This window comes from Streptomyces sp. TRM70350 (assembly GCF_019219825.1).
In the GTDB taxonomy this organism is placed as follows: Bacteria; Actinomycetota; Actinomycetes; order Streptomycetales; family Streptomycetaceae; genus Streptomyces.
The window spans coordinates 87,889-99,291 of the sequence record NZ_JAHUXH010000028.1 but is presented as its reverse complement, the minus strand read 5'-3'; the positions used below and the strand labels follow the sequence as shown (position 1 = coordinate 99,291).

General features: G+C 72.0%; 10 protein-coding genes and 1 pseudogene. 5 read left to right on the top strand and 6 right to left on the bottom strand.

Annotated elements, in window-relative coordinates:
* Positions 1-718: 718 nt before the first annotated feature.
* Positions 719-904 (top strand): annotated as a pseudogene (locus tag KWI83_RS30355) (transposase); the annotation flags it as partial.
* Between the two features lie 404 nt (positions 905-1,308).
* On the opposite strand, the gene KWI83_RS30350 reads toward KWI83_RS30355, so the two are convergent.
* Positions 1,309-1,683, bottom strand: a complete 375-nt coding sequence (locus KWI83_RS30350) for a VOC family protein (RefSeq protein WP_218517583.1) — start codon at positions 1,681-1,683, stop codon at positions 1,309-1,311.
* A gap of 195 nt (positions 1,684-1,878) precedes the next feature.
* Here KWI83_RS30350 and KWI83_RS30345 point away from each other — a divergent pair, with 195 nt between their 5' ends.
* Positions 1,879-2,328 (top strand): ankyrin repeat domain-containing protein, encoded by a 450-nt coding sequence (locus KWI83_RS30345; RefSeq protein ID WP_218517582.1) that lies wholly within the window; start codon positions 1,879-1,881, stop codon positions 2,326-2,328.
* On the opposite strand, the gene KWI83_RS30340 is transcribed toward KWI83_RS30345, so the two are convergent.
* The gene (locus KWI83_RS30340; RefSeq protein WP_218517581.1) at positions 2,322-2,882 is read right to left on the bottom strand and encodes a DUF664 domain-containing protein; all 561 of its coding nucleotides are present in this window, start codon (positions 2,880-2,882) and stop codon (positions 2,322-2,324) included. The two genes, KWI83_RS30345 and KWI83_RS30340, sit on opposite strands and share 7 nt — an antisense overlap.
* Positions 2,883-3,009: 127 nt before the next feature.
* Here KWI83_RS30340 and KWI83_RS30335 point away from each other — a divergent pair, with 127 nt between their 5' ends.
* Positions 3,010-4,029: an ATP-binding cassette domain-containing protein gene (locus KWI83_RS30335; protein ID WP_218517580.1), complete on the top strand. Its 1,020-nt coding sequence runs from the start codon at positions 3,010-3,012 to the stop codon at positions 4,027-4,029.
* Positions 4,026-4,841 (top strand): ABC transporter permease, encoded by an 816-nt coding sequence (locus tag KWI83_RS30330; protein ID WP_218517579.1) that lies wholly within the window; start codon positions 4,026-4,028, stop codon positions 4,839-4,841. The genes KWI83_RS30335 and KWI83_RS30330 overlap by 4 nt, the downstream gene beginning before the upstream one ends.
* 7 nt (positions 4,842-4,848) lie before the next feature.
* Here the strand turns inward: KWI83_RS30330 and KWI83_RS30325 are convergent, their stop codons facing one another.
* Complete coding sequence (locus tag KWI83_RS30325; RefSeq protein ID WP_218517588.1) at positions 4,849-8,211, bottom strand: BTAD domain-containing putative transcriptional regulator; 3,363 nt, start codon at positions 8,209-8,211, stop codon at positions 4,849-4,851.
* 163 nt (positions 8,212-8,374) lie between these two features.
* Here KWI83_RS30325 and KWI83_RS30320 point away from each other — a divergent pair, with 163 nt between their 5' ends.
* Positions 8,375-9,175, top strand: a complete 801-nt coding sequence (locus KWI83_RS30320; protein ID WP_218517578.1) for a site-2 protease family protein — start codon at positions 8,375-8,377, stop codon at positions 9,173-9,175.
* Here KWI83_RS30320 and KWI83_RS30315 read toward each other — a convergent pair.
* From KWI83_RS30315 to KWI83_RS30305, 3 genes are read right to left on the bottom strand one after another with little or no spacing between them, the layout of a single operon-like run.
* Positions 9,165-9,350 carry a hypothetical protein gene (locus tag KWI83_RS30315; protein ID WP_218517577.1) on the bottom strand — a complete coding sequence of 62 codons (186 nt, stop codon included), beginning with the start codon at positions 9,348-9,350 and terminating at the stop codon, positions 9,165-9,167. The genes KWI83_RS30320 and KWI83_RS30315 overlap by 11 nt on opposite strands.
* Before the next feature lie 60 nt (positions 9,351-9,410).
* On the bottom strand, positions 9,411-10,130 hold the full coding sequence (gene npdG / locus KWI83_RS30310) for an NADPH-dependent F420 reductase (protein WP_218517576.1): 720 nt from the start codon (positions 10,128-10,130) through the stop codon (positions 9,411-9,413).
* A gap of 38 nt (positions 10,131-10,168) precedes the next feature.
* Positions 10,169-11,263 (bottom strand): exo-alpha-sialidase, encoded by a 1,095-nt coding sequence (locus KWI83_RS30305; RefSeq protein WP_218517575.1) that lies wholly within the window; start codon positions 11,261-11,263, stop codon positions 10,169-10,171.
* Positions 11,264-11,403: the final 140 nt, after the last annotated feature.

The following is an 11,403-nucleotide window of genomic DNA, read 5'->3' as shown; positions in this document are numbered from 1 at the left end:
AGGGGCCGTCCGATGGAGTGCCCAGCCGCACTGAGTCGCTGGGGCTCGCGCACCCGAGGGGGTGCTCAGGGTGGCTCACTTTTCATCCGCCGTACGTGGCCCGCGTTTCACCCGTTGCCGAGAGCCCGGTGCTGCGGGACGCACGGTCCACTCACGCGGGATGGGCTGGCGTTCCGGCTGGCCTCGACCTCAGGCTGGCACGCTGCGGTCATCTTCCGGGTCGCCACCCGGTCGCGATCCTCCCGAAGTCTCCGATGAGGCAGACGCTGAAGACAATCAGAAGGTGCCCGAGCGGTGCGGTTTCAGGTTCTCCTCACGCCAGATGCGGGCAACGTAATGCCAGGACACCGAGCTGTCCTCGCGCCGCTTCAGGTGGTTGCCTCCGCCATCCGCCGCGCCGCCCGCGCGGTGGCCCCGGCCCGTGCGGCCAGCGTCCGCGTCGGAATCGCATCCACCCGGCACCCACGCCCCGGAAAGTCCCGGGTGTCGCACGCCCCGCCGGTACAAATCTGGTCACGAGCTCGAAGAACCGGTGTGCGACTCCGGCAATGTTGAGCATAAAATCCAGCCCTCTGAGGAAGATGCACGCTGCGCCCGGATAGAGGATCCAGAGGTCCGGCCTCGGTTGCGTCCTGAGAAGTGGTGTACGGGCTCCCACCTGATCCGGGCGTTTGTCCCGGCGTCGGAGTGAGTGTCCGGATACAAGAACGGCCACCGGCTGATCGGCATCTTCCCCGACCGCACCGCCGTCATCCGGCTCGTCGGCGCGGTCCTGGCCGAGCAGAACGACGAGTGGACCGAGGCCCGCCGCTACATGGGACTCGACCTGCTGGCCAAGGCCCGCCTCCACCCGATCGAGTCAGAAACCGACGAGACCGCCCTGCCCGCCGAACTCACCGCATAGCCTCAAAACGAGATCACCGAGTGGCCGTCAATACACCACTCCAGCGGACGTGACGGGCTGTTTTCCGTCCTCACCGGGGTTCCCCGGCCCGGACTGTCCTCAGCTTCTGCCCGGCCGTTGCGACGGCCCGGCGGAGAGGTCTTGCCACCTTCACTCGATCCCATGGCGCCTGTGGCGCACCCAGCAGTTCATGCGCGGCAGGCCCGACAGCAGACCCAATACCAACCGCCCGGCTCGCAGGCGGGGTTCGTACCGGGCGGACCGGCCCGCGATCCGGCTCATGGCCACTTCGAACGCCTCCCGCCATCGGGCGGGATCTATGCTGTGGCCTGCGGCACCGTCTTGTCGTCAGTCCACACAACTCACGGTGATCAACGGTGGCCGCACCCCTGCGGTGTCTCCTGTCAGTCCCGGACGAGACAGAACGGGTGGCCCGCCGGATCCGCGAAGACGCGCCAGCCCCGTTTCCGGTGCCCCTCATCGAGCAGTGAGGCGCCCAGTTTGAGGACGTCTTCCTGAGCGCGGTCCAGGTTCTTGACACCCAGGTCGAGGTGGAACTGCTGGGGCCGAGCGGGATCCGGCCACCGTGGTGGTTGATGGTCTTCCACCCGCTGGAAGGCCAGTACGAGCCCGTCGGTGTGCAGCGTCGCCCAGCCGTCGCCGAGCGACCATCGCGGATCCGGTTGGTTCACTACGCCGCCGAGAAGCGACTGGTAGAACCGGGACAGCTCAACGACATCGGCACAGTCCAACACCACACACTGCAGCTTGGCGATCACGAAGGGCAGCGTCTCACGACGCCTGACCTTTTCATCTCCCGGGGCGAGGTTGACCGGTGATGCTGCCAACCGGTCCCGGAACCCACGATGATTCGTGGCCAATGCCAGGCCGAAGGCGAGACAGCCAAGCCCAAGGAGGAATGGAATAAGAAACATGAGGCCAGCCGCGTCCCCAACCTCACAGGGAAATACAGCATGAAGCAGCGACGCCAGAAGAAGCTCACCCGCCATCTCCTCGAAGCAACTGTGGCGGCTGACGCCGCCCGAGTGAAGGCGCTGCTGCGGGCCGGGGCAGACCCGGAGCGAGGGGACAGCGACGGCACCACTCCGCTGTATCTGGCGTCGGTGCAGGGAGCAGCCGAGGTCGCGCGCCTGCTCATGGCAGCCGGTGCCTCCCCCGACGCCGAGAGCAGGGGCGTCGGCTCCGAGGGCACGCCGTTGTGTGCGGCCGCGTGCTGGGGGCACGCCGAGACCGTGCGGGAGCTGTTGGCGTACGGCGCCGATCCGAACCTTCGGGAGGACTACGGAACGGGTTGGTCTCCGTTGGAGTGGGCGAACAACGGCCCTCACCCGGAGACCGCCCGACTCCTCATCGCAGCGGGGGCGAACCCCGCGTCAGCGCCCGCCCCCGGCCTCCGTCACTGACCCACCCGCCCGTCGACGCACTCGCGCAACAGATCGGCGTGCCCGCAGTGGCGGGCGTACTCCTCGATCCTGTGCACCATCAGCTCCCGGACGGCGATCCCTTCCTTCCCCACACGCTCGCCCAGATCCGGGTGCGCGGCCAGCGCCGCGTCGGTCGCGGCCTGCTCGCGCTCCAGATGGGCGTACGCGGCGTCGACCTCGGCCTGCTCGGCCACAGCCCCGTCGAAGTCCGCGTCCCGCTCGCCGTACAGCTTGGGCAGCGGATCGCCGTCGGTGATCCAGTTGCGCCAGTCCCGTTCCACCTCGGCGAGGTGCCGCAGCAGGCCGAGCAGCGACATCGCCGACGGCGGGACCGAGCGACGGGCCAACTGCTCCGCGTTCAGTCCCTCGCACTTCATCCGCAGGGTCATGCGGTAGCCGGTCAGGAAGTCCTGCAGCGTCGCCAGTTCACCGTCCGGACTGACTCCCTCGCTGTTGCGGGGGTCGTCGTCCGGGTCAACCCACATGTCGGGGTAGACGGTTGCCTGGGTCCATCGTGCGGGTTGGTCAGTCATGAGGCTCATGGTCGGGCGTGACGGGCCGAGCCCGCCACCGCATTATTGTCGGCCGGATGTCGGTGGCTTCGGCGGCTGTCGGTGAGCTGTAGGCCGTTTGTCGGTCGGGGCTGGGACCGTCGCTGTCATGACACGAATCGACAAGAAGCCCAGCAGCGCGGCCGTCACCGTGCGGGGGCTGGTCAAGCACTACGGCGAGACCAGGGCGCTGGACGGAGTCGACCTGGACGTGCGTGAGGGCACCGTGAGGGGGGTGCTGGGGCCGAACGGGGCCGGGAAGACCACCCTCGTGCGGATTCTGTCCACGCTGCTGGCGCCGGACGCCGGGCAGGCCACCGTCGCCGGATACGACGTCGTGCGGCAGCCCCGGCAGCTGCGCCGGGTGATCGGGCTCACGGGGCAGTACGCGTCCGTGGACGAGAAGCTCCCCGGCTGGGAGAACCTGTACATGATCGGGCGGCTGCTGGACCTGCCCCGCAAGGAGGCCCGCGCCCGGGCCGACGAACTGCTGGAGCGGTTCTCGCTCACCGAGGCCGCAAAGCGGCCCGCGGCGACGTACTCCGGCGGTATGCGGCGGCGGCTCGACCTGGCCGCCTCGATGATCGGGCGGCCGGCCGTGCTGTTCCTCGACGAGCCCACCACCGGCCTCGACCCGCGCACCCGCAACGAGGTGTGGGACGAGGTGAAGGCGATGGTCGGGGACGGGGTCACCGTCCTGCTGACCACGCAGTACATGGAGGAGGCCGAGCAGCTCGCCTCCGAGCTGACCGTCGTCGACCGGGGGAAGGTCATCGCGAACGGCGGGATCGAGGAGCTGAAGGCCAAGGTCGGCGGGCGGACGCTGCGGGTGCGGCCGGCCGATCCGGTGCAGCTGGGGCCGCTGGCCCGCGCGCTCGACGAGCTGGGCATCACCGGGCTGGCCACCACGACGGTGGACACCGAGGGCGGTGCCGTGCTGGTGCCGATCCTGAGCGACGAGCAGCTGACCGCCGTGGTGGGCGCCGTCACCGCGCGCGGGGTCACGCTCGCCTCGATCAGCACCGAACTGCCCAGCCTGGACGAGGTGTTCCTGTCCCTCACCGGTCACCGCGCCAGTGCCCCGCAGGACGCCGTACCCGCCGACGACCGCCAGGAGGTCGCCGTATGAGCGCCGCCACCGCCGCCATGAACACCGCCGACGCACGCATCTCGCTGCGCGGGCACCTGCGCCACACCGGGGCGCTGATCCGCCGCAACCTGCTGTGGATCCGGCAGGACCCCGAGTCGATGTTCGACGCGCTGCTGATGCCGGTCGTCTTCACCCTGCTGTTCGTGTACGTCTTCGGCGGCTCGATCGGGCAGGCCCTGGGCGGCGGGCAGGACGGGTATGTGCAGTACGTGATCCCGGGCATGATCGCGATGATGAGCATGACGCTGTCCCAGGGCGTCGGCACCGGCTTCAGCCAGGACTTCAACTCCGGTGTCATGGACCGCTTCCGGTCCCTGCCGATCGGGCGCGGCTCGGTGCTGTTCGCGAAGATCTCGGTCGAGCTGGTCCGGATGCTGTTCGCGACGACCGTGCTGATGATCGTCTCCGTTCTCGTCGGCTTCGACATCGCCAACTGGCTCGGCCTGTTCGCCGCCGTCGGCCTGTCGACGGTGTTCGCCTCGTCCATCATGTGGGTGTTCCTCACCCTGGGCGTGGTCCTGAAGAACGCGCAGTCCGTGCAGGCGATGGGCTTCTTGGTGCTGTTCCCGCTGCAGTTCGGCTCGTCGATCTTCGCGCCGACGGAGTCGATGCCCGGCTGGCTGCAGGCGTTCACCGACTACAACCCGCTGTCCACGCTCGCGGACGCGGCCCGCGGTCTGATGGTGGGCGGCCCGGTCGCGCACGACCTGTGGGTGACCCTCGGCTGGTCGCTGGCGATCACGGCGGTGATGGCGCCGGTCGCGATCCACAAGTTCCGCACCAAGAACTGAGGTGCGGTCAGATCAGGGCGGTGGCTTCCTTCTCGGTGAGGCCACCGCCCTCGGCGTACGCCGTCTGGAACTCCTCGGCGTCCAGCAGGCCCCGTACCGCTCTGGTCGCCCGGTCGCGGCACTCGCGCTCGTAGATGGAGACGCGGTGCCGGGGCGGCCGCAGCGCGTCGGCGGCGCCCAGGCAGCGGGCGGCGTCCCGGGCGCGGGCCCGGCCGTCGCTGCCGGCCAGGGCGAGGGCGGCGATGGGCAGGTATGCCGACGTGAGTTGCGGAGCCATGGTCTTGGCCAGGGTGTCCTCGGCCAGCTCCAAGGCCCGCCGGATCTTGGCCCGGGCCTCCTCGTACCGGCCGTCGGCGACGTCCAGCCAGGACTCCTGGCCCAGGATGAAGGCGTCGAAGACGGGGAAGTGGGCGATGGTGAAGTTCTCCCGCAGCAGCCGGATCTGCTCCCGTGCCTCGGCGACCCGGTCGGTGATGCTGAGCCAGCCCGCGAGGAAGAGCCGGGCGGCGGGCATCGCCTCGTTGCCGGCGACCTCCTGGGAGTCGATGACATCCCGCAGGACGCGTTCGCCCCGCTCAATCTCTCCGGCCTCCAGCAGCGCGCTGCCGAGACGGGCGTTGAGCAGCGCCAGCTGGGCGCGCGCGCCGAGCCGTTCGGCGATCACCATGGCCGCCTCGTAGTCGGCGGCGGCCTTCAGGTGGTCGCCCTCGCGCTCATGTCCCTCGCCGCGCGCGGAGAGCGCCTCGGCGATGCCCCAGTCGTCGCCGAGGCGCCGGTAGATCTCCAGCGCCTCGTCGGCGTCGGCGACCCCGTCGTAGGACCACTCGGGGCGGTGGGCGAGGAGGTTGGCGCGGGTCTCCAGGCTGGAGGCGAGCTCCCAGTCGTAGCCCGGGGTGGCCCGGCAGGTCTCCACGGCGGCGTCGAGGATGGTGCGCAGCCGGGCCATGCCGCCGGTCAGCATGACGGCGAAGAACCAGAACATGCCGGGGCTGCGGCAGGTCTGCGGCAGGCCGGGTTCGTAGACCTGGGCGATGGTGCGCAGCTTCTGCTGGGCCTCGGGCGTCTGCCAGGAGTCCAGTTCGGTGTCCATGCAGGCCAGGTGGGACAGGTGGACACCGCGCCGGGCCTCCTGGAGGACCTCGCCGGTCATCGGCGGCGGCTCGGCGGTGCACCGCCGCCACACCGGGGCGGCCCGGCGGACCGGCTCGGTGAAGGGGTCGGGGCCGAGGGCCATGACCTCGCGGCACCAGTTGCGGGCCTCGATGCGCAGGTCGCGCACCCGCCAGTACCAGCCCAGCGACAGCGCCAGGCACAGCGCCTCCTGCTCGTCGCGTTCGGCGACGGCGTGCCGCAGTGCCGTGCGCACGTTCTCGTACTCGCGTTCCAGCCGCTGGATGGCGGCGAGTTGACGGGGGCCGCGCAGCAACGGGTCGGTGGTGCGGGTGAGTTCGCGGTAGTACGTCAGGTGGGCGCGCTCGGTGGCGCGGCGCCGGCCGGCCTCGTCGAGCCGTTCGGCGGCGTACTCGGCGACGGTCTCCAGGAGCCGGTAGCGCATCTCGTCGTCGCCGGTGGGGGCGGCCACGACGAGCGACTTGTCGACGAGGGAGCCGAGCGCCTCCAGGGCGGCGGGCCCGCACACGGCCTCGGCGGCGGCGAGGTCGCAGCCGCCGGCGAACACCGACAGGCGGCTCAGTACGTCCCGCTCGTCCGCGTCGAGCAGGTCCCAGGACCAGTCGACGACGGCACGGAGGGTCTGCTGGCGGGGCAGCACGGTCCGGCTGCCGGAGGTGAGGAGGCGGAAGCGGTCGTCGAGCCGGTCGGCGATCTGGCGGGGTGTGAGCATCCGCAGCCGGGCGGCGGCGAGTTCGATGCCGAGCGGCAGCCCGTCGAGGCGGCGGCAGATCTCGGCGCAGGCCTCGGGGTCGTCGTCGATCCGGAAGCCCCGCCGGGCGGCGGCCCCGCGGTCGGCGAGCAGCCGCAGGGCGTACGGCTCGGGCAGCGGTTCCACGGGCCGCAGCACCTCCCCCGGTACGCCGAGGGGTTCCCGGCTGGTGGCGAGGACCGTGAGGTGCGGGCAGCGTGCGAGCAGTTCCTCGGTCAGGCGGGCGGCGGCGTCGACGACGTGCTCGCAGTTGTCGAGGACGATCAGCATGCGGCGCCGGGCGCAGTGCTCGACGAGGCGGGCGACGGGGTCGTCGTGGCGGTCGCCCGTGGCGGCCCGGAACTCCTCGGCGCCGGCGCCGTGCAGCACGGTCTCGCGGGCGCCGATCGCGGTGAGCACGGCCTCGGGGACGGCGGCGGGGTCGTCGACCGGCGCCAGCTCGGCCAGCCACACGCCGTCGGGGGCCGTGTCCCGTACGGTCTCGGCGGCCTCCTGCGACAGCCGGGTCTTGCCCGACCCGCCGGGCCCGAGCAGCGTGACGAGCCGGGCGGTGGCCAGGTCGCCGCGGATGGCCTCGATGTCGTCGGCCCGGCCGACGAAGGAGGTGAGGCGGGCGCGCAGATTGCCCGGGGGCGGGGTGCGGTCGCGCGGCGGCGCGGCGGATCCGGCAGCCGCGGGGTCCGCGCCGGGGGCGGGGACCGACGGGGCGGGGGGAACGCCGGGCTCCCGGGCTCCGGCGGCCCGCCCGGCGGGAACCCCGCACGGGCTCAGCAACTCCGCGTGCAGGCCCCGCAGCTCGGGTCCCGGGTCGGCGCCCAGCCGGTCCGCGAGCAGTCGTCGTACGTCCTCGTAGGCGGCCAGCGCCTCGGCGGTGCGGCCCGCGTCGCGCAGGGCGCGCAGGCGCAGCGCCTGGAGGGGTTCGTCGAGGGGGTGGCTCTCGCACAGGGCGGTCAGCTCGGGCAGCGCCTGCTCGGCCCGGCCGAGGGCGAGGGCGGCGGCGAGCCGGGCGCGGCGGGCGTCCAGCCGGCGGGCGGCGCAGCGGGCCGCCTCGACGGTGCGGTCGGGCAGGTCGGCGAGGGCCGGGTCCTGCCACAGGGCGAGGGCGTCGTCGAGGAGGACGGCGGCCTTGGCGGGGTCGCCGTCGGCCAGCGCCCGGGCGCCCTCGTCGGCGAGCCGCTCGAACCGGTGCAGGTCGATGTCGTCGGGCGCGGCGGCCAGCCGGTAGCCGCCCTCGGCCGAGGCGATCGCCTCCGCCCCCAGCGCCCGCCGCAGCCGCCCCACGAGCGCCTGCAGGGCCCCGGCCGAGTCGGCGGGCGGCTCCCCGTCCCACACCTCGTCCACCAGCAGCCCGGCGGGCACGACCCGACCGGCCCTGAGCGCCAGCACGGTGAGCAGCGCACGCAGTCGCGCCCCGCCGATCGGGACGACCGAACCGTCGGGGCGAACCGCCTGTGTGGTGCCGAGGATGCGATAGCGCACGGGACCCATTGTCACCGGGGACGGCTCTTGGCCGCCTCCGGGTTTACACGCGCATGAACCGCACGCGCCGGGACGGGGAGTCGGCGAGGAACCTCCGGCCCGCCCGCTGACGTCCCCTTGACGCCACCGGTACGGTCGACCCCACGCCACCCGACAGCCCAGGAGCCCTCCCATGACCACCGCCGCCACCCGTCGCGCCGAGCGGCGGACGAGTCCCGTCTTCCTCGGGATCCTGGCCGTCACGGCGGTGACCGGGTGGGCCACCTGGACCGGGTTCGCGGCGCAGCCCGGGGTGGCCGTCTTCCTGTTCGTGACCGCCGCGTGGATCGTCTCGCTCTGTCTGCACGAGTACGCGCACGCCCGGACCGCCCTGCACGGCGGGGACATCTCGGTGGGGGCGAAGGGCTATCTCACGCTCAATCCGCTGAAGTACACGCACGCGCTGCTGAGCATCGTGCTGCCCGTGCTGTTCGTGATCATGGGTGGGATCGGGCTTCCGGGCGGGGCGGTGTTCATCGAGCGGGGGCGGATCCGGGGGCGCTGGAAGCACAGTCTGGTCTCGGCGGCCGGGCCGCTGACGAACGTGCTGTTCGCGGCCGTGTGCACGGCGCCGTTCTGGCTGGACGCGCTGGACGGCGTGCCGCGGGACTTCCGCTACGCGCTGGCGTTCCTCGCGCTGCTGCAGGTGACGGCCGCGATCCTGAACTTCCTGCCGGTGCCGGGCCTGGACGGCTACGGCGTGGTCGAGCCCTGGCTGTCGTACAGCATCCGGCGGCAGGTGGAGCCGATCGCGCCCTTCGGGCTCCTCCTCGTGTTCGCGCTGCTGTGGATCCCGGCGCTGAACGGCGCGTTCTTCGACGTCGTCGACACCGTGCTGCGCGGCCTCGGCGTCGGCGACCTGGAGACGTACTGCGGGTACGAGCTGTACCGCTTCTGGCTCGGGACGAACGAGTACTGCTCGGTCAGCCCGTGACCGAGTCGCGCCGGGCGGCCTTCCCGCGCTTGAGGTAGTACCAGGCCATGTTCGACGACAGCCCCGCCAGCAGCACCCACACGATGCCCAGCCAGCTGCCCTGCACGAAGGACATGACGGCCGCGGCGACCGCGAGGAGGCAGACGACGAGGGCGTAGAGGGCGAGGCGGGGCATCGTGGTGGGCTCCTGTCGGGGGACACTGGTTCTCACTGACGACCAGTGTCCCCCATCGGCTCACACGTCCGTGATCCGGAGTCCGGCGTGTGCCTTGTAGCGGCGGTTGACGGAGATCAGGTTGGCGACCAGCGACTCCACCTGGTGGGCGCCTCGCAGCCGCCCGGCGAAGATGCCGCGCATGCCGGGGATGCGCCCGGCCAGCGCCTGCACGATCTCCACGTCCGCGCGCTCCTCGCCGAGGACCATGACGTCGGTGTCGATCTCCTCGATCCCGGGGTCCTGGAGGAGTACGGCCGACAGGTGGTGGAAGGCGGCGGTGACCCGGGAGTCCGGGAGCAGGGCGGCGGCCTGCTCGGCGGCGCTGCCCTCCTCGGGCTTCAGCGCGTAGGCGCCCTTCTTGTCGAAGCCGAGCGGGTTGACGCAGTCGACGACCAGCTTGCCCGCCAGCTCGGCGCGCAGGGACTCTAGGGTCTTGCCGTGCCCCTCCCACGGCACCGCGACGATCACGATGTCGCTGCGCCGGGCGCACTCGGCGTTGTCGGCGCCCTCGATGCCGTGTCCGAGTTCCTCGGCGGCGGCCTGGGCGCGCTCGGCGGCCCGCGAGCCGATGATCACCTTCTGCCCGGCCCGGGCGAGCCGGTAGGCGAGGCCCTTGCCCTGCGGCCCGGTCCCGCCGAGCACACCGACGACCAGCCCGGAGACGTCGGGCAGGTCCCAGGGGTCCTTGGCGGGGGCCTTCGCGGGCTTCTCAGCAGCAGCACTGTCGGTAGAGGTCATGGGGCAGACTCTACGTCCGGCCCCATCGGCCCGCCGGGTCAGGTGAGGCGCGTCACGGGCAGCCGCCGGAAGGCGATCCGTTCGTACGCCCCGAAGTCACCGGTCTCGTACAGCAGTCCGACCGTGCGGTCGTCGACGCGGACGAGGTCGGAGTAGGCGGCGGGCAGGCCGTCGACGGTGTGGGTGTCGCGCCAGGTGGTGCCGTGGTCGGTGGAGGCGCGGATGGTCATCAGGCCGCGCCCCGCGGGGAAGGCGGGGCCGGAGAAGAGCAGCACGTCGGGCTCGCCGAGGTGCAGGACGCTGGCCTGGCAGACGGGGCCGGCGAGGCCGGCCTGCGGGCGGAAGGGCTGCGCGAGCGTCCTGCCGCCGTCCTCGGAGAGGGCGTCGGCGCGGTTGCCGGGGGACAGGGAGGGCGGGCGGGAACTACCAGTGTCGTTGCGGGTGTTGAAGTAGACGCGGCCGTCGGGGAGTTCGGCGGCGGTGGTCTCGTTGGCGTTGACGCAGCCGTTGGTGTTCTGGTCGAGGTAGCCGAGGTACCAGCTCTCGCCGCGGTCGTCGCTGAGCAGGCAGTGGCCGCTGTTGTACTTCGCCTCGTCGCCGAGGTCGGTGCCGGTGGGCGGGAGGGTGTGGTTGCCGGGGACGACGACCCGGCCGGTGCTCAGCTGGAGGGCGTGGCCGGGGGTGGTGGCGTACCAGCGCCAGCCGGGCTGCTTGACCTGCTCGGTGATCTCCCGGGGTTCGGACCAGGTCCGGCCGTCGTCGTCGCTGTGCTGCACCCACACCCTTCTGCCGTCGGCCTCGCTCACCTCGCCGCGCAGGATGAGGTGTTCGGAGGCGGACGCGGCGGAGCGGACGTGGACGAGGAGGATGCGGCCGGTGTCGAGGACGACGGGGGCGGGGTTGCCCGCGAGATCGGTGCCGTGGTCGGCGGCGATCTGCAGCGGGCCCCAGGTGCGGCCGCCGTCCGTGGAGCGCTTGAGCACGATGTCGATGTGCCCCCAGTCCTTCGCGGAGTCGACCCTGCCCTCGCAGAAGGCGAGGAGCGTGCCTTCGTGCGTGCGGACGACGGCCGGGATCCGGTAACTGGCGTACCCCTCGCGGCCCGCGCGGAAGGGGACGGTGGCTGCGGACATGGGCGGCTCCTTTTGCCGTGGCCGGTGTGCTTCTTCTGCTGTGGCCAGTGTGCTTCGCCGGTGATCTCCGTGTACGGCGTCAATGCGGCCCTGTGCCCGGCTTGGGGGAATTCGCGTGAACTGGGGGTCAGGAGTGGTTC